Source organism: Algoriphagus oliviformis (assembly GCF_017254915.1).
In the GTDB taxonomy this organism is placed as follows: Bacteria; Bacteroidota; Bacteroidia; order Cytophagales; family Cyclobacteriaceae; genus Algoriphagus; species Algoriphagus oliviformis.
On sequence record NZ_JAFKCT010000006.1, the window covers coordinates 196173 to 215408 of the forward strand.

At 51.1% G+C, this 19236-nt stretch carries 16 protein-coding genes; all 16 read right to left on the bottom strand.

The genetic code is table 11. From position 1 onward, the window contains the following. Positions 1 to 190: 190 nt before the first annotated feature. The gene (locus tag J0A68_RS15000; protein WP_206579031.1) at positions 191 to 3898 is read right to left on the bottom strand and encodes an ATP-binding protein; all 3708 of its coding nucleotides are present in this window, start codon (positions 3896 to 3898) and stop codon (positions 191 to 193) included. A 54-nt stretch (positions 3899 to 3952) separates the two neighbouring features. Beyond that, positions 3953 to 4198: a hypothetical protein gene (locus J0A68_RS15005; protein ID WP_206579032.1), complete on the bottom strand. Its 246-nt coding sequence runs from the start codon at positions 4196 to 4198 to the stop codon at positions 3953 to 3955. 66 nt (positions 4199 to 4264) lie between these two features. Next, a complete protein-coding gene (locus J0A68_RS15010) occupies positions 4265 to 4819 on the bottom strand; it encodes a DUF420 domain-containing protein (RefSeq protein WP_206579033.1) in 555 nt (184 codons plus the stop codon). Beyond that, on the bottom strand, positions 4806 to 5474 hold the full coding sequence (locus J0A68_RS15015) for an SCO family protein (protein ID WP_206579034.1): 669 nt from the start codon (positions 5472 to 5474) through the stop codon (positions 4806 to 4808). The genes J0A68_RS15010 and J0A68_RS15015 overlap by 14 nt, the downstream gene beginning before the upstream one ends. Positions 5475 to 5544: 70 nt before the next feature. Next, positions 5545 to 5874, bottom strand: coding sequence for a cytochrome C oxidase subunit IV family protein (locus J0A68_RS15020; protein WP_206579035.1), 330 nt, complete (start codon positions 5872 to 5874; stop codon positions 5545 to 5547). A gap of 23 nt (positions 5875 to 5897) precedes the next feature. Next, positions 5898 to 6674, bottom strand: coding sequence for a cytochrome c oxidase subunit 3 (locus J0A68_RS15025; protein ID WP_206579036.1), 777 nt, complete (start codon positions 6672 to 6674; stop codon positions 5898 to 5900). Between the two features lie 29 nt (positions 6675 to 6703). Then, positions 6704 to 7285 (bottom strand): cytochrome c oxidase subunit 3, encoded by a 582-nt coding sequence (locus J0A68_RS15030; RefSeq protein ID WP_206579037.1) that lies wholly within the window; start codon positions 7283 to 7285, stop codon positions 6704 to 6706. 3 nt (positions 7286 to 7288) lie between these two features. After that, on the bottom strand, positions 7289 to 8194 hold the full coding sequence (gene cyoE, locus J0A68_RS15035) for a heme o synthase (protein ID WP_206579038.1): 906 nt from the start codon (positions 8192 to 8194) through the stop codon (positions 7289 to 7291). Positions 8195 to 8196: 2 nt separating this feature from the next. After that, positions 8197 to 9273 carry a COX15/CtaA family protein gene (locus J0A68_RS15040; RefSeq protein ID WP_206579039.1) on the bottom strand — a complete coding sequence of 359 codons (1077 nt, stop codon included), beginning with the start codon at positions 9271 to 9273 and terminating at the stop codon, positions 8197 to 8199. Further along, on the bottom strand, positions 9257 to 11140 hold the full coding sequence (locus J0A68_RS15045; RefSeq protein WP_206579040.1) for a cytochrome c oxidase subunit I: 1884 nt from the start codon (positions 11138 to 11140) through the stop codon (positions 9257 to 9259). Before J0A68_RS15045 ends, J0A68_RS15040 begins: the two co-directional genes overlap by 17 nt. An 11-nt stretch (positions 11141 to 11151) precedes the next feature. After that, positions 11152 to 12189, bottom strand: a complete 1038-nt coding sequence (locus J0A68_RS15050) for a cytochrome c oxidase subunit II (RefSeq protein ID WP_206579041.1) — start codon at positions 12187 to 12189, stop codon at positions 11152 to 11154. Between the two features lie 24 nt (positions 12190 to 12213). Further along, a complete protein-coding gene (locus tag J0A68_RS15055; protein WP_206579042.1) occupies positions 12214 to 13512 on the bottom strand; it encodes a quinol:cytochrome C oxidoreductase in 1299 nt (432 codons plus the stop codon). Between the two features lie 2 nt (positions 13513 to 13514). Then, positions 13515 to 14207, bottom strand: a complete 693-nt coding sequence (locus tag J0A68_RS15060) for a c-type cytochrome (RefSeq protein ID WP_206579043.1) — start codon at positions 14205 to 14207, stop codon at positions 13515 to 13517. 13 nt (positions 14208 to 14220) lie between these two features. Beyond that, entirely contained in the window at positions 14221 to 14751 is a 531-nt protein-coding gene (locus tag J0A68_RS15065; RefSeq protein ID WP_206579044.1) for a DUF3341 domain-containing protein, read from the bottom strand. 2 nt (positions 14752 to 14753) lie between these two features. After that, positions 14754 to 16118 carry an NrfD/PsrC family molybdoenzyme membrane anchor subunit gene (gene nrfD, locus J0A68_RS15070; protein WP_206579045.1) on the bottom strand — a complete coding sequence of 455 codons (1365 nt, stop codon included), beginning with the start codon at positions 16116 to 16118 and terminating at the stop codon, positions 14754 to 14756. 17 nt (positions 16119 to 16135) lie between these two features. After that, entirely contained in the window at positions 16136 to 19219 is a 3084-nt protein-coding gene (locus J0A68_RS15075) for a TAT-variant-translocated molybdopterin oxidoreductase (RefSeq protein WP_206579046.1), read from the bottom strand. Between the last annotated feature and the right edge of the window lie 17 nt (positions 19220 to 19236).

Genomic DNA, 19236 nt, shown 5'->3' on the forward strand with positions numbered 1-19236 from the left:
GAACTCTGTGGTCGATTTTTTTCACCACAGAGAGCTTAGAGAAATGGGACGCTACCGCTTGGGAAAGATCATCTCAGATTCTCTGCGCCTCCCGGTCTTCATGAGCAAATAAATGGCTTGCTGAGGCGGAAAGGCGCCTTAGTTCTCTTTTTTCTCCGTGGACTCTGTGGTGAAAAACAAAAAAGCTCGCTCAGCCTTGCACCAACGGGAAGGTTAGGTAGAAGGTCGTGCCCTTTCCTACTTCGGTGTCAAACCAGATTTTGCCGCCAGCCGTCTCCACACCGCTTTTTGCGATGGCGAGCCCGAGCCCGGATCCGGTCGTCTTCGTGCTGAAGTTGGGGATAAAGATCTTGTCCCGCAGCTCGGGAGGAATGCCTTTTCCATTGTCAGTGATCTCCAGGAACACCGCCTGCTCGGTCAGCCAAAGCCATACTTGGATGTGGGGCGGCTGTCCGGACTTCGCCGCCTGGATGCCATTGATGATCAGATTGGAGATCACGCGGCCAAAGAGTTTGTCATCGCCCATGATGGGAATGTCCTCGGTGAAGGAATCGTCCTGAAAATCTAGCCGTAGTCGCTGGTCGTTTTTGAAAAGGTCCAGCACCTTGGTCACCACGGCCTTGAAGTTCATCAGCTCGTTTTTAGGCAGGGGCATCTTGGCAAAAGTGGAAAAGGAGGAGGCAATCCCGCTCAGTGCATCCACCTGGTGGATGAGCGTCTCCAGGGATTTGCGCAGCCTATCCTGATCGTCAAGCTTGCCGTCCTGCTCCAAGCGCAGCAAGTGCTGCAGCGTGAGCTTCATCGGGGTGAGCGGATTTTTGATCTCATGGGCCACTTGCTTGGCCATTTCCTTCCAGGCGGATTCCTTCTCGGTAGAGGCCAATACCTTTTTACTCGCCTCTAGCTTGAAGAGCATGTTGTTGTACTCATTCACCAAGAGGCCGATTTCGTCCTTTGAGGCCCAGTACATGGGTTCGTTGTTTTCCAGGTTGGTAGCCTTTAGCTTTTGCGTCAGCAGCTTGAATGGCAGCGTCAGGTTTTTGGACACAAAAGAAGAGACGATCAAAAAGAGGATGAAGATGACCACGAAGGCATTGAAGATATTGCTCAGCACGTCAGAAATCAGGGAATTGAGCTCGGTTTCCGACTCGAAAAAAGGCACGGCAAGGATGCCGATATTGGACTGGTCGATTTGCGAAGGCACAGCCAAGTACACGGTCTGATAGCGAAGCTTCCCGATCTGCTCGTCCAGCAGGAGCTGGATCTGGTTTTTCTCCATCACTCCAGCCATGGCCGCCGGATTGATCCACGGCCCGAGGATCTTTTTGCTAAAAATATTGGGACGGTTGGTCGACTCGAGGTAGCCCTCGGGGGTGTAGAGATGGATATCGCTGGCGATAGTATTGGCGAGAGAGTTGATCTCCTCGTTGAGCAAGTCCCGGTCTACGCTGGCGGGATTTTGGTTGTTGAAGAAAGTCCCGAGGTTGCTGCGGATCAGGCTTGCCTTTTCGATGTATTGGCGGTTTAGGTCGTCGCGATAGCTGCCCCCCAGCAGGCCCACGGTGATGATCGAGATGATGATGATGGGGAAAAAGAAGGCGAAATTCAGGTAAAGCTGCAGCTTGGTCGAGTAGTTAAACTCAAAGTTGCGGTAGCCTTTAAACAGTGCATTGAGGGAAATGGCCAGAAAGGTCAGGAACACAAAGGCCACAAAAAACAGGGAGATATTTCCGAAAAACTGCGAAATGGAAATGGTACGAGAGGAAAGGACAATCACTTCCTCGCCATTTCTCATCCCAAAATGGTGGAATCCCTGACACTGCAATCCGTCGGTGTACAGTTGCTCCCGACTGAGAATTTCCAGAAACTCGCCTTGGTTAAAGTTGAAGGTCCCGGAGCTTCTGAGCAGCTCATTCTCCCGAAACACCGCATAGTCATAGTTAAGCGGATCGAGCTTCTCGGCGTACTTTCGATCCAAAAGCAGTTTTGGATACACGCTTCCCGGCTGTATCCTCAGCTGGTTTAGCTCCAGGTAGAGCGTCCCGAGCAGGTTATCCTCCCGCAGCACGGGGATGAACCCGACAAACTTGTTGCTGGCGGTGGTCTCCTTTCCCCTGACAAAATACAAATCCCGCACGCCGGTCGCATAGTCGCTTTTCACATACTCCTGCTGTAGATCCTTCAAGTCCGAGTCCTCAGCCGGCCCGTGTACCTGCTGCCCAGAGGCCCCAAAAATCCGGATCACCACCTCAAATTGGTCGAAGTAATTGTCCAGGTAGATGCGGCGGATCTTCGTTTCCACAGGTTCTTTGGACAGCAGAGGATCTCCCATTCGATTTTGGATAAAGAGATCGCTTTTTACCCTACTGAAAATATCCCCCAGGAAAAACTCCGTCATGACGTCGTTTTCGATGAGGTTTTGGTTGGCAAAGCGCGTCTTGGACACGATCAGGCGCTCCCGCTCGGACTTGAGTGTGCTGACCCCGATCACCGTGGCCGTGATGAGGCAGGCATAGAAGAAAGTCAGAAAGGTGTCCAGGCCAAGACGGAAGACATTCTGAAAAAGCTCAAAGCGGATGATGCTGAAAAGAAAAAACAAATGGATCAACCAAACCAAGCCAAACCAGATGCTGAAGTACAGCGCGATCCCCAAGACCGGCAGCCCGACCAGCAGCAGGTATCGGTAGTAGGTTCGCTTGTCCCGCCGTACACTCAGCAGCAGGCTAAACAAAGTCAGGGAAAGTAGCACGTACGCCGAACCAAAGAGGAAAAGGATCAAAAAGCTCAGGCCCTGAAACCAGTCGAAGGTAGGAATAGAGCGTATGTCCAGCACCCATTGGGAGTTGAAAATCAGGTTGCGGGGCAGATACCAGATCAATACAAAGAAGCCCGTACTGACCGAGAGAGTCAGCACCAAGGCCGCCGGAAAACGACTGCCCTGGAGTAGGCTTTGCACCTTTTGAAAGGCCTTTTTGGAATACAGCTGGGAAATGACCAGGCCCAGGATCAAGCTGAAACAAAAGGTATTGAGCAGAAGGTCGCCCAGGCTGGGATTCAGCCAAGAGGAGGCGTAGTTCACCGGATCGAACAGCGAAAACTCGAAGAAGTCCCCGGGGAAGTTAAAGTAAAGCATCACCGCCCGGATCGATGCCAAAACCAAAATGGCATAGCCGATCGCCTGCCAAGGGTAGCCCCGCCTCCATTTGGTCATGAGAAAATCAAAGCTCAGCAGGAAGTAGAGCAAAAAGACCGAGCAGATAAACACCACCAAGGCGGTATTGGCCACCCGGCCCACGGGCTCGTAGCCCAGCTGAAAGCTGATGCCAAAGACCGGCTTGCCCGCCTCGGAACTGACCTGGAAAGCTCCGTCTGCGGGCTCGGAAAATAGCTGAAATCGGTCATTGCCAAAAAACTCGGGATTGGGGCCCGTCTTGAGGTAGTCATTTTCGATAGAGCCCGGCCAGATCAGGCGCAGGGCGTGCACCAGGTAGTAGTCGGAGGTGTTGCGCTTGATCTTTCTGATCTTGACAAAAAAAGTCCCAAAGGGATCCTCCAGCAGCTGGTACTCGCTATTGAGATCAAGCTGGGAAAAGTCCAAGGTCACGGTGAAGTCGGACCAAAACAAAAGCTGTCCCCCCGTATCCAAGACAAAGAAAGGATGATGATGACCCGGGCTGCTGACCTGCTCAAAGGTGATGGGATCCTCCGGCCTCACCTCCATCAAAACACGGATAAAGTCCTCGTCAAACTGGCTGTCTACCCGCTGGATTTTCGTCTGTATAGCCTCAAAGTATTTCTCTTCCTCGCTTTTTTGGAAAACGAAAAAATTCAAAATCAGAACTATAAGTAAGAAAACGATGCTGACCAAAATGACCAGCCTGCGGGTTTGGAAGTTCATGCAGCCTAAAAATAAAAAAGCAAAGTCTGGTATCAAACTTTGCCTTTGGTTCTGTTATCGCATGGCCAGTTTGGCTTTCCGCTTCTTGGCAGACCGGTACCAGAGGTAGCCAATCACGGCCGCCAGCAGGTAGGGCATGACAAATAGGTAGAGGATTCCCGTGTTGAGACCTGCACCGATGGTCGTCTCTCCATTACTCACGTTGTTTTCCACCGAGGCCCGGCACATGGCGCACTGCGCCCAGCTGCCCAGCTGGATTCCAAAGAAGAGAAGGGGAAGAAGAAGTAGTTTGATTCTCATGGGACAGTCTTTTGGATGAAGGCTTGCCAGACACCGAATGCCGGGCAAGCAGCTGGTTCAGCCTTTTTAATGGGTGTAATAGGGACTGATCAGCAAATACACGATGACGCCGCTGACAGACACATACAGCCAGATCGGATAGGCAAATTTAACCACTTTTCGGTGTTTTTCCCGCTGATCTGTGTAGCCGTAGTAGTAGGCAAAGAGGATGGGAAACAGGGCCACCGCCGCCAGCAGGATATGGCTGATCAGCAGAACATAATAAACCGTGCGGATGGCGCCCTCTCCTCCGAAACTGGTACTTTCCGCCGCGCCGTGATAGACGACGTAGGACACCAAGAACAAGGCCCCAAGTACAAAAGCTACCGTCATGGTAGCGCCGTGGTAGCTGTATTTTTTGTTTTTGATAAAAACCAAACCCAGAATCAAGGCCACCGAGGCGGCAGTGTTGATCACCGCGTTGAGGTGGGGAAGAAAGTAAACCCAATCGCCCAGGGAGGTGATCTTCGCGGGCATAAACAGCAGTACGGCCACTGCCAAAGGTATGGCGACGGAGATGCCGATGATCCAGTTTTTTACTTTTGCTTCTTGTTGCAGCAGGGGCGATTTACTTGGTTCCATGTAACAGTACTTTGGTTTCTAGCATTAACAAGTCCACTTCCTCCCGATTTGTTCCGCTGTAGTAGCCACGGATTCTGCCCTGCTCGTCGATGAGCATGAATTTGTCCGTGTGGACGAAGTCGTCGGGGACGCCGTTGCCATCTACGGTAGGGATCACAAAGCCGCAGCGCGCGAGCTGGTAGGTTTCCGCTTTGGGGCCTGAGAGAAAGTGCCATTTGCCTGGGGTAGCGTTGTGCTCGTCGGCGTAGCCTTTCAGGATCTCGGGCGTGTCGTATTCTGGATCGATGCTGATCGACATGATCTGGACCATGGGTTCGTCGCGAAACATGTCATCCACCCGCTCCATTTCTTTGGACATGACCGGACAGATGCTCGGGCAGGAGGTGAAGAAGAAATCCACAATGGTAATCTTGCCCTCCATCTCAGCACGGCCCATGGTTTTTCCGTTTTGGTCGGTAAAAGCAAACTCGGGAATGTAGTGCTGGGTGGAATCCGTCACGGGGCATTCCAAGAAGGGGTTGTCCACGCCGTTTTGGAAAAAGATGGGCAGATCGTATTCGTTTTTCCCAAACCCTCTCAAAAACATGAACACCAAAACAGGGATCAACAAGATGCACACCAACACCATCCCCTGCAATATCCTCAATCCTTTCATCGTATGTCGTTAACAAAAAAGAAGGTTGAAGTGATTCACCTCAACCTTCGATTTTATCGAAATTTTGTTTTTACCAGCGTAGCAGGAAGATCTCCGAGCCTTCTTTTACCAAGGCAATCACCAGCCACACCAGGAAGATCAGGGGCACGATGATCGAGTAGAAAAGCGGCTTCACCTCGTCACCCAAGTGCATAAACTCCATCATGATATACTTGGCTTTCCAGATGGTGAGGATGATAAACGCGCTGTAAAGCAGAATTCCTCTTCCCATGGTGAAGGCCATGATGAACTCGACCACGGTGATCGCCAAAAGAATACCAGCCGTTTTCCAGATCTTCTTGATCTTCTCGTCGTTGCGAGGCGTTACGGACAGGGTTGATTTGTTTTCTTGAATTTCCATATCAAAGATGATTGAATGAATGCTTAGATCAGATAGAACAGGGTGAATACGAATACCCAAACCAAGTCCACAAAGTGCCAGTAGAGACCGATTTTCTCGACCATCTCATAGTGGCCTCTACGGTCGTAGATACCTACGGCAGCTTGGTAGAAGCAAAGGAACAGCAAGAACACGCCCACAGTCACGTGGAAGCCGTGGAAGCCGGTGATGAAGAAGAACAGCTGCGCAAAAGCCGCCGGACCATATTCATTCACGTGCAGATTCGCACCAAAGACCGTCTCCTGTACGACTTTGCCAAGAGAGTTCACATAGGTCAAGACGCTACCACCGTCCGTGCCGTGGATGAAGTGGCTCCACTCCCAAGCTTGGCAGCTCAGGAAGGTGATACCCCCTACCAGAGTCCAAAGCATCCATTTTACCACGTCCTTTCGGTCGTTTCTATGGCCTGCCTCTACGGCCAACACCATGGTCACCGAGCTGGCAATCAGGATGAAGGTCATGATGCCCACGAAAATCAGGGGAGCATTGAAGCCGTGAAGGAAAGGGAGCGCTTTGAATACCATCTCAGGTACAGGCCAATATTCGTTAGACCCTGCAAAAACCTCCGCAGAACCGGCGTAAGCGGGATAGCTCACACGGATAGAGATGTAGGTGATCAGGAAGGCCGCAAAAGTGAAGATGTCGGAAAGAAGGAAAAACCACATCATGAGTTTTCCATAGCTTGCCTTGAGGGGTTCGTTACCTCCATCCCAAACGCCTCTTTTCGAGCTTACTCCAATAGCAGTAGAATGCGCAGACATAATTTATTGATTTGTACCAGGTTTATTTTTTAATGATTCAGAAGCAAAAACATGAACAAGTATATCCACAAGCCCCCAAGAAAATGCCAATAGGTAGTGGCCATCTCCATGGTGTCCATCGCCCGGGAATGAACCTTCAGTCGGAAGGTCGAAATTAACACAATAATCAGAAATATAACACCAGAGATCAGGTGAGCCCCATGCAATCCGGTGAAAACATAGAGAAAGGATCCAGAGGGATTTCCCACAAAGAACACCTGCTCATCCACCAGCGCTACCCAGCTATACCACTGTCCTACCAGGAAGCCTATTCCCAGCAAGACGGTCAGGATCATGCCTACTTTCAGGTTGATCAAGTTGTCCTTCTTAGCGGAGTAATACGCCCAGTGAAGGGCAATACTGCTCAAGACCACCATTCCGGTAGTAGCCCAAAAGATATTTGGCAGCTCATATTCCAGCCAGTTTCCCTCAGACTGCCTTACGATGTAGGCACTGGTGAGACCGGCAAACACCATCACCACCGTCACCATAAACAGCCAAAGCGCAAACTTTTTGGGATGCATGGAGATGGGCTGCTCCACCATATCGATGTATTTCAGTTCTCTTTCCATGGCTTAGGGCAATTTGTCTAGCAGGTAAGCGATCTGTACAATCGGCAAATAAAGAAACGATCCAAACATGATCTTCAGGGCGGACTTTCTCGAGCAGTCTCTCATCAGGGAGAAAGTCTGTGCCAAGAAGAGCACTCCGCATACAGTCGCCACGATCCCGGAGTTCAAGCCTGTCAGACCGAAGTAGCTTGGCAACAGTCCCAGAGGCAACAGAAACAGGGTATAGATCATGATCTGAATGGCGGTATTCAGGTCTTGTCCGCCTCCGCTTGGAAGCAGTTTGAAGCCTGCTCTCTTGTAGTCTTCGTCACTGACCCAGGCGATGGCCCAGAAGTGCGGAAACTGCCAGATAAACTGGATACCAAAGATGATCAGCGCCTCATAGGTAATGGATCCTGTAGCCGCCGTCCATCCCAACAGAGGGGGCATCGCTCCGGGAATCGCTCCCACGAATACCGCAATCGGACCTACACGCTTCAGCGGCGTGTATGCAAACACGTACAATACCATGCTCAAGATGCCGAGCCAAGTGGTCAGGGGATTGGTGAAGATCCACAATAGGGAGATGCCTACGATCGCCACCAGTGAAGTAAACCAGTAGGCCTCCTGAAGGGAGATGATCTGCAGCGGCAAGGGACGGTTTTGGGTGCGCTTCATGAGCTTGTCCAAGTCGCGCTCCATGATCTCATTGGCAGCTCCGGAAGCACCTGAAATCAGGAACCCTCCCAGCGCTAGGCCGATGAACCCAGACCAACCAAAACTCGCTCCCCTATCGCCCAGAATGTATCCGAACACCGCGGAGAACGTGACCAAGGCAGAAAGCCTCAGCTTGATCAGGTCTGAATAGGCCTTGACCCTTGCAGCGATCAAAGCCGATATAGAATGGTCAGTTACGTCAACTGTCCTCATTTTCAATTTGTATTTAACTTATACTGTAGCCGACTACCCAACTGGAGAACCAGCATAAACTGGATTCCCAAAATCAGGGAGCCGAGCAATAGGTGCACTGGCTGAAGGAACGCAGGAATGCCGAAGTACGCCATCCCTATCCCCGACGCGATCTCCAAAAGCAAGACCAGCATCAATGCCTGCGAGAGGACAATCACTTTTGAACCTCGGGCCGCATATCGAAACGCCCAATAGAAGTACAGAATATGCACTCCCAAAAGGATGATCGAAAAGGACCTGTGAACCAGAAAGTCCAAGCCCAACCGGCCTATCCATTCGTCCCGAAGCAGGTCGCCAAGCGCAAAGGAAACCCGATCAATCTCCTCTCTTACCTCCGTTCCCAATACTACTTGTACCAAGGTGAGGATCATTCCGACAAGTAACAGTCCTCGGACTTTGCCTGGCACGGCTATCCTTACTCCCTGCCTTGCACCCAGCATCTCGGAAAGGTGGTTGACATAGAGCAAGACAGCTACCAGCCCCAAGGCAAGCAGCATATGGAAGGTGATCATCCAAGGCAGCAGATTGGTGGACACCACGATAGAGCCTATCCATCCGGTGAACAGCACCAAAACCAGCGCAAGCAGGGAATAAATCGGAATCCGTCTGTCCACACTCCAAAGCTTGAATGACTTCCAAACCGTAAGAATGATCAGTATCCCGATGAAAACCCCAACCAAGCGGTTGATGTATTCTATCCAGGTTTTGGTGGCGTTAAACTCCTCCTCTACCAAGATAGACTTGTCGTTGGCGATTTCGTTGGCCTTCTTCTCAAAGCCTAGTTTTTCAAGCGTCGCTACAAACCTTTCGTTTTTAGCTAACCTTATCTGAAGGTAAAGCTCCCGGTAATCTTCCGGAAGTTGGGACTCGTCTGTGGGAGGAATAACGCTCCCGAAGCATCTCGGCCAATCGGGGCAGCCCATTCCTGAGCCCGTGCTGCGCACGATTCCCCCGACCAAGATCAGAAAATAAACAGCAATCACCGTCCACGTAGAGATGCGGCGAAAGCTGTCTATTGCTCTATTAGTGCTTTGACTCATTAGCCACCAAAACCTCAGCCTCCTCTTTCATGATCTCCAGCTCCAGCTTCACCATCTCTTGCTCATGAGGCAGGTTGGACTCCGGTGTCTGGGACAACGGTACAGTCTGAGGGATGAAGTCATCCGCAGCGCCAGGCTTGGAATAGTCATAAGGCCATCTGTAGACCGTAGGGATTTCTCCCGGCCAGTTGCCGTGACCTGGCTCCACAGGAGTAGTCCACTCCAGGGTATTGGATCTCCAAGGGTTTTGCGTAGCCTTTCTTCCTCTAAACATGCTGTAGAAGAAGTTGAAAAGGAAGATAAACTGGGAAGCGAACGTGATGATCGCTGCAGCGGACACAAACATGTTCAGGTCAGTGTACATGTCTGTAAAGGCAAAGTTGGTCCAGTTGTAGTACCTTCTTGGGAAACCGGCTATGCCGATGTAGTGCATTGGGAAGAACACCAAATACACGCCAATGAAAGTCAGCCAGAAGTGTACATAGCCCAGCTTGGCATCCATCATGCGACCAAACATCTTGGGGAACCAGTGGTATACACCGGCCACCATGCCGAAGAAAGACGCCGATCCCATTACCAAGTGGAAGTGTGCCACGACGAAATAAGTATCGTGCAGCTGGATATCAATCGCGGAGTTACCCAAGAAGATACCTGTCAAACCTCCGGAGATGAAGAAGGATACCAGACCAATGGAAAACAGCATTGCAGGTGTGAACACCAAGTTGCCTCTCCACAGCGTGGTCAGGTAGTTGAACACCTTCACCGCAGACGGTACCGCAATGATCAAGGTCAAGAACATGAAGATCGAGCCCAAGAAAGGATTCATACCGGACACGAACATGTGGTGAGCCCACACGATAAAGGACAGGATGGTGATTCCCAGCATGGAAATAATCATCGCCTTGTAGCCAAAGATCGGTTTTCTCGAGTTGGTCGCGATCACCTCGGAAGTGATACCCAAGGCAGGCAACAATACGATGTACACCTCAGGGTGGCCCAAAAACCAGAACAAGTGCTGGAACAAAACAGGGCTACCACCGGTGTTAGGCAGGGCCTCACCAGCAATGTAGATGTCAGATAGGTAGAAAGAAGTACCGAAGCTTCTGTCAAAAACCAACAACAGCGCCGCTCCAAACAGTACCGGGAAGGACAAAAGTCCGATCACCGCAGTGAGGAAAAACGCCCAAATCGTCAAAGGCAATCTGGAGAAGGACATCCCCTTGGTTCTCAAGTTGATGATAGTGGTGATGTAGTTGATACCACCCATCAGGGAAGAGGCGATGAAGAATACCATCGCTACCAGCCAGAGCGTCATACCCAAGCCGGAGCCAGGAATCGCCTGCTCCAGTGCAGACAACGGAGGATAGATTACCCAACCGCCACCAGCAGGTCCTGTCTTGATAAACAGGGAAATAAACATGATCACTCCGGAGATGAAGAAAAACCAGTAGGAAAGCATGTTCATGAAGCCCGATGCCATATCACGGGCACCGATCTGCAGAGGGATCAGGAAGTTGGAGAAAGTACCGCTCAATCCGGCAGTCAACACGAAGAATACCATGATGGTACCGTGCATCGTCACCAAAGCTAGGTAAAACGTCGGATCCAACTTTCCAGTCTCGTCAATCCAACCACCCAAAAGCGGGCGTAGGAACTCCAGACTCAAGTCAGGAAAACCCAACTGCAATCTGAAAAGAACAGACAGGAAGCCACCGATTAGCGCCCAGAAGATACCGGTAACCAAAAACTGCTTACCGATCATCTTGTGATCCTGGGAGAAGATATATTTTGTTATAAAATTATCATGATGCTCATGATCGTGGTGATCGTGGGCGGTGTCATGATGTGCCGCAGATGCTGTAGCCATAACCTATAATTTTATTTTTTACTTTCTCTTAATTGAATTTCTGCCAGCTCTTTCACATCAGCGGACAGTCCCTCTGCCAAGGCAGGGTTTTGCTGGATGAAAGTCTTCTGCTCAGCATACCACTTCTGGTAAGCCTCAGGCTCCACTACCTCGATCACTTTTTTCATACCAAAGTGTCCACGCCCGCAGATTTCAGTACAAGCGATTTCATATTCAAATTCAGGATCGTTGAGTTCCGCACGCATCTCCTCGGTAGTCTTGGTAGGTACAAACCAGAATCTGGTCGGCATACCCGGCACGGCATCCATTTTCAATCGCATATGCGGAGCGAATACGGAGTGCAATACGTCACGGGCGCGGATCTTGAAGAGCACCGGCTCGCCTTTTGGGATCACCACTCTCGGGGAAGGGAAATCATCCAAAGCGTTTTTGTCGGTAAAGTCCACTCCGTGGGAGTTGGAAGCGGTGATCAGGCGGTAGTCGTAGTCGCCCAGCACATTGTCTTTGCCTGGGTATCTGATCTCCCAAGCAAACTGGTAGCCCATGATCTCTACCACGTGGGCATTTTCAGGGGCTGGTGCGGTGATGTCAGACCAAGCCATCCATCCGGAGATCACCAAGCCAGCCAACACGACCGCAGGTACGGCAGTCCATACGACTTCCAGCTTGTTGTTGTCAGGATAAAAGGTCGCCTTGCGGTCTTCCTTGTATTGATACTTGTATGGAAAAACAAACAGCAACACGTGCGTGATCAAAAACACGACTCCGGTCACCGCCATGGTGATCCAAAACAAGCTGTCCGTCACCACGCCATGCTCGGAAGCGATAGGCAGCTGGTAATTGTCAAATTCTTTGATCGAATACCAGAACATCAAAGCCCCACTGGCCAACAAGAACAGGACAAACAGGATGGCGTTCACCTTGTTGCTGCCAGAGGCAATCTTCTTGTCTGAACCTTTTACTACAGAAACCAAGGTCTGAATTCTGTACACCATCCAAACTATGGACAGCACCAGAAGAACCCCTACTCCAATCAGAAATCCGTACATATCTTAGTCTTTTCGGATAATTAATTAAATGTGATGATGATAGCTTTCCTCAAGCATTGGATGGTTCTTGGCGATCAGGTTGGTCTTGGAAAGAGCTCCCAATACCACCAGTGCAGCGGCAGAGCCAAAGACCAGGAACATCCCGACTTCCATGAAACCGATTCCCCCGTTGTGTCCCAGTGTACCTGGCTGCACCATCAGGAAGAAGTCCACCCAGTGGCCTACGACCAAAATGCTACAAACAACCTTAAGGAAAATGCCGTGTCGCTTCGCATCTCTGGTCATCAAAACCAAGAAAGGCAGGAAGAAGTTTAGGCCAAGGTTGACAAAAATAAACGGACCGTACACGTCGCTGGTCAGTCGCTCTACGAAATAGACTGATTCCTCTGGGATGTTCGCGTAGTAGATCAAAAGGAACTGTGAAAACCACAGGTAAGTCCAGAAGATAGAGAAGCCAAACACAAACTTGCCCAAATCATGGATATGGTTTTGGTTGACCATTTCCAGGTAGCCTCTGCCCTTGAGGAAGATCGTGATCAGCGTGATCACCGATACCGCCGTCACCAGCCAGGAAGCAAACACATACCAACCGAAAAGGGTGGAGAACCAGTGCGTGTCGATGGACATCACCCAGTCCCAAGCGGAAATCGAAGAAGACACCGCGAAGAACACCAGGAAGTAAGCAGACCAGCTTCTCATCTTAAACCAGTGGGAAGTACCTCCCAATTGATCCTCCTGAGCGGAAATCTGCTTGAACTTGTTGATGAAAAACACCCAGAAGCCGAAGAAGATCACCATTCGGGCGATGTAGAAGACCGGGAAAGATCCTTTGGCCAAAGGCCAAAAGAAAAACGCTCCCTTGCCGTCGATGATGCTGTCGTACTCTGGGGAAGCAGGGTCAAACAGCTCCGCGTGCCACCAGTGAAACAGGCTATGTCCGGTCAGGAAGAAAGACGCAATCATCAAAATCCCCGCGATCGGCAACCAGCTTCCCATGGAAAGCATGATGCGAAGCAGCGGAGTAGACCAGCCAGCCTGCGCCGCAAACTGGATGGCAAAGAAGAATACCCCTACCAGTGCGATACCGGTGAAGAATACGTTGTTGATCCAAAGGTTGGCAAAAAGACGCTCGTACCAGTGGAAGGCATGCCCGCCAGCTTCTCCAGCTTCCTCATGGTGGCCAACGCCCGTCATCCCCAAGATGATGCCGATGCCCAGGATAATCGCACCGATGACCAGCACGGTCATGATGGATTTTTTGGTAGCAGCCGTAAAGTCGAATCGCTGCTCCAGATTATAGTGTTGTTCGCCGTGATGCGCCATGATTAGTTAGCTGGGGTTACTTGTGCTACCGCGGTGGAGTCTACAGCAGGAGCCGGAGCGGCGGCTGCAGCCTGACCTTGGATAACTTGTTTGACATAGTGAACAATTTTCCATCTGCTCTCCTCAGGGATCTGGGAGCCATGCGCGCCCATTCTGCCCTTTCCTTTGGTGATCACATGGAAGATGTGGCCTTCCGGAAGGTTGACATAGGCACCGCCAGTCAGGTTGGCTACACCACCGATGATCTCGCCGGCTTTGCCATCACCCTGTCCTGTCTTGCCGTGGCAAGCGGAGCAATACTGCATGAAAAGTACCTCACCACGCTTCAGTACTTCCTCGGAAGACTCCAGTGGGTTTTGGACCAAAGCTGCCTGCTCCAGTTCAAATGCCTTCAATCTGTAAGGCAGATAGCCCTGCTTGTTTCTTGGAACCGTGTTGGCTACCGGCTCGCGCATGTTCATCCCGTGCGGGTTGTACACGTTGGAGTTGAAAAACTCCCCCTTGCCATCCTCGCGGTTGGAAAGCCAAGTGCCTTGTGATTCGTCTTTGATTTGGGTCAAAGGCTCGTATGCGACCGAGTGATACATCTGAGGTGCGTACTCCAGCCCTTGGTTGTCACCACCGGCTTTACATCCAGCCAAAAGTGAAATGGCCAGTGCAGAACCTCCGAAAATCAATGCTTTTGCAATTTTCATATATCCGGATTTTCTATTCAAAACTTTTGTTATTAACCTCGGTTGCTCCAGAGGATCTCAGGATTTCCTTGATCTGATCCACTTCGATGGCGCTGTTGTTGGCGATATCGATAGCCATGATGTGCTTGTCATCGGTAGATCTCAGGTCGAAGATCCTAGGCTGAGCCCAAGGCTTCAGGTTAGAGCTGATCATGAACACGCTTACCATGCCGAAGGATGCCAAAAGCACGGTCAACTCGAAGGAAACTGGGATAAAGTCAGGGAAAGCCGCATGGTTTTTACCCCCGATGATCATCGGCCAGTCAAATTTCATCATGTAAAACTGCATGGTCAGTGCGAGTGTGGTACCCAGCATGCCGAAAAGGAATGCGGCGATGGGAAGACGGCTTCTTTTGTACCCCAGCACATGCTCCAGTCCGTGTACCGGATAGGGAGAATATACCTCGTGGATCTTCACGCCAGTACCTCTTACTTGCTCTACTGCATGGAGCAATACGTCCTCATCGTCGTAGACTCCCAGAATAAAATGTGTATCCTTTTCCATGATTATTTATGCACTTTTTCGGATGAAGACTTCAGTACAGATTTCACTTCCGCCATGTTGATCACCGGGAAGAACTTCGCAAACAGGAAGAACAGGGTGAAGAAAAGACCAAAGGTGAACAGGTAAACCCCCACATCGGCCCAAGATGGGTAGAACATCGCCCAAGAAGAAGGCAGGAAGTCTCTGTGAAGGGAAGTCACGATGATTACAAATCGCTCAAACCACATCCCGATGTTTACCACCAGTGACAAAATGAAGGTGGCTACGATGGACGTTCTGATTTTCTTGAACCAGAAAAGCTGTGGAGAGATCACGTTGCAGGTCATCATGGACCAGTAAGCCCACCAGTAAGGTCCGGTTGCACGGTTGATGAAGGCGTATTGTTCTGCTTCCACCCCAGAATACCAAGCGATGAAAAACTCGGTGATATAGGCGATACCCACGATGGATCCGGTGATGATGATTACAATGTTCATCAGCTCGATATGGCCCATGGTGATGTAGTCTTCCAGCTGGTACACCTTTCTGGTGATGATCATCAGCGTCAATACCATCGCAAATCCGGAGAAAATCGCACCGGCCACGAAGTATGGAGGGAAGATGGTGGTGTGCCATCCCGGGATCACCGAGGTAGCAAAGTCAAAGGATACGATAGTGTGTACCGAAAGTACCAGCGGGGTAGCCAGACCAGCAAGAATCAGGGAAACTGACTCATAGCGCATCCAGCTCTTGGCTGCTCCGTCCCATCCGAAGGAAAGCGCTCCGTAGATGGTCTTTCTCAAGCCTGTGGCGCGGTCACGGATGGTGGCAAAATCAGGGATCAGACCGATGTACCAGAACACCAAGGAAACCGAGAAATAGGTAGAGATCGCGAACACGTCCCAAAGAAGCGGGGAGTTGAAGTTTACCCAAAGGGAACCAAAAGTGTTTGGCAGGGGAAGCGCCCAGTAGGCACCCAGCCATGGACGGCCCATGTGGAGTACCGGGAACATCGCCGCACAGATTACCGCGAAGATGGTCATCGCCTCGGCGGCTCTGTTAATCGATGTTCTCCATTTCTGTCTGAACAGCAACAGTACCGCGGAGATCAGCGTACCGGCGTGACCGATACCTACCCACCACACGAAGTTGGTGATGTCCCAGGCCCAGCCTACTGTTTTGTTCAATCCCCACATCCCGATGCCTTCCCAGACGGTGGCAACTACCGCTATAGATCCTAGGGCCAATACACCGGCTGAGGTAAGGAAAGCCAAAAACCAACGGATGTTTGGTTTTGCTTCCACATGCCGCGACACATCGTGTGTCACGTCATGGTAGGTCTTGCCTCCGGTAACTAAGGGCTCACGTACGGATGAAGTAACCTGCATAGTTTATAAAATTATGATTACGCTTCGTTTTTCTCTTTATTTCTGATTTTGGTAAAGTACCAAACGTTAGGACTCACGTTGATCTCTTCCAATACGTGGTAAGCTCTCTCCTCACCCACTTCCTTGGTCGCCGAGTCGGTCTCCTCGATCTTCAGCAACTTGGAGATGCGGCTTTCCGGATCGTTCAGGTCACCGAACACCAATCCTCCGCCTGGACAAGCCTGCGCACAAGCGACGTTGATGTCGCCGTCTTTCACCTTGCGCTTCTCGCGCTTGGCTTCGAGCTTGCCAGCCTGGATACGCTGCACGCACATGGAGCATTTTTCCATTACCCCTCTGGCGCGTACGGTCACGTCCGGGTTCAGTACCATTTTGCCCAAGTCATCATTCTGAGCCATGTTGGCCACAGCGAAGTCTTTGTTGTCGTGGTATTTGAACCAGTTGAATCGACGTACTTTATATGGACAGTTGTTGGCACAATATCTAGTACCGATACATCTGTTGTAAGTCATTTGGTTAAGACCCTCGGAAGAGTGCGTAGTCGCAGCCACAGGACACACTGTCTCGCAAGGAGCATTGTTACACTGCTGGCACATCATCGGCTGGAAAGTCACCTCAGGATTCTCGGCAGCCACTTCCATTCCTGAAAGGTCGTCGGCCGGAGCGTCGGAAGAATAGTAGCGGTCAATTCTGATCCAAGCCATCTCTCTTCTGTTCAGCACTTCCTGCTTACCTACTACAGCGACGTTGTTTTCCACCTGGCAAGCCACGGTACAAGCACCGCAACCAGTACAGGAAGACATGTCGATTGCCAAGCCCCAGTGGTGCTGGCTGTATTTGTGTCCACTCCAAAGAGAAATCTTGGATGGCTTCACAAATTCACCGTCTTTGTAGATCTCTGGCTTGTATCGGCCAGCAGAAGCGTCCTGCTTGTACTCGCCCAGGGTAGTCTCTTGGATCACGTTTTCACGTCCCATGAAGGTCTGGTGAGTCTGGGTACGGGCGATTTTGTAGGAATCTCCGGTCACGGCCACTTCTACTCCAGCAGTGATGTCAGTTTGTACGAAACCTTTGGAAAGATCCAGCAGGTTGTAGGCATTTACACCTACACCGTTTCCGGCTCTGCCAGCGGCTGTTCTACCGTATCCGATAGCCAAACCGAAGGTACCGTAAGCCTGACCCGGTTGGATCAGAATAGGCACGATTAGGGATTTGCCGTTTACGGTCAGCTGGGCCTTTTGGGTATTTTCCTCTACCATGGTCACGCCGTTCTCGTTTGCCCAACGCTGGGAAACGGTCAGGTAGTTATCCCAAGTAGCTTTGGTGATAGGATCGGACATTTCCTGTAGCCAAGGGTTGTTGGCGTAGGTACCGTCACCCATACCGACTTTGGTATAGACCACCAGTTCGCTGCCCGCATTGTCAGCGGAGTAGCTTTTGGCAACGGCGGCTGCAGAAGCGGAAGTATCGGCAACAGCAGCGACTGGCACAGCAGCAGCAGTAGTACCCACGACGCCATTGTACAAGGCTCTATCCCAGAACTCCTGGAAGGAAGCCGCATCTGCCCCGTAAGCAGGGAAGAAAGAAGCGGTCCAGTTCGCCTGGAGGTAGTCGTAGTAAGAAGTGGTATTTCCTGCCCAAGTCAGGAAGGAATCCTGAGCTTGTCTGGTTGCGAAGAGAGGGGAAATGGTTGGCTGGGCCAAAGAGTACAAGCCCTTCTTAGGGTTGTAGTCGTTCCAAGACTCGAGGAAGTGGTGATCTGGAGCGACGATCTGTACGAGGGATGAAGTCTCATCCAGGGTACCGTTGGTCGCGATGCTGACCTTGGCTTTGGCAATGCCCGCCGCGATTGCTTCGCCTTGCGGATGGTCGTACACTGGGTTACAGTTGTAGAAGATCACTCCTCCTACTCGACCGGCACCCAGATCAGCGACAAACTGAGCCATTTTGGCGTCGTCACCTTTTCTGTAGTTCACTGGGTTGGAGAAGTCCACGGTAGATCCGTTGGCTCCAAGAAGGTCGTTGATGGCGTTGATGCCCATCTGCACATTTGGATCGTTGGATCCGGAGATGACCAAGCCGAGCTCTTTGGCAGCCCACAGGTCGTTGGCGGCTTGCTCGAGGTGTGCGATTTCCACCGCAGGAGCGGAAAGTGTCGCAGCACCGGCCTTTTTCGCCAGCAAGTTATAAAGAGCCAATACTGCCAATCCGCTTTGGGAGGCTTTGATTGGAGTTCTGTAGTCGGCGTTTGCACCAGCCAGAGACAGGTTGGACTCAAACTGGTAGTGACGGGACATTTCAGGCTTTTCCTTGGTCACCTTTCTGTTGGCTGTGTAGCCCTCAGAGTATTCGGTTGGGGAAATCCAAGTTCCCAAGAAGTCAGCGCCGAAGGACACGATCACCTTGGCTTTGTCAAATCTATAGTCAGGCACCATCGCCTGGCCATAAGTGGCCTCGGCGGCTTTGGCGATACCGTAGTTGGAGCGGGGATCGTAGGTCACTACTTCCACGTTGCCAAAAGCTGCGGCAAATTCCTGGATGGCTTTTTCGGTAGTCGGGGAGAAAAGCGAGTTGGTCACGATCTTGATCGCGCCTGCGGAAGCGAGCTTGGCTTTCACCTGCTCATCTACGGTTTTCCAGTCAGACTTGGCGCCGCCCACCATAGGGGCAGCCAGTCTCTGCTTGTCATATAGAGAAAGTACCGCCGCCTGCATGATGGCGTTGGTTCCGCCTTTGTTGATCGGGGAAAGCTCGTTTCCGTCGATCTTGATAGGACGACCTTCTCTGGTTTTTACCACGATGGAGGCATAGTCACCACCGGAGGCAAAGGTAGAAGCGTAATAGTTGGGGATGGAAGGGTTGATGTCCACCGGCTTGTTCACATAAGGAATAGCCTTTCTCACCGGAGCCTCGCAAGCCGCCAAAGTAGCCGCTGCCAAGCTGAAACCCATCACTTTGAGAAAATCTCTTCGGGAGGAGTTGCCGTCTTCGCTGAGTGTAGTCGGAAGCTCCGCAAACTCCTTGTCGGCATGCTTCACAAACTCCGCGTCGTTGCTGAGTTGTTCGAGCCCCTTCCAGTAGGTTTTTTTATTTTCCTTCATTTTTATTTCTAGGAATG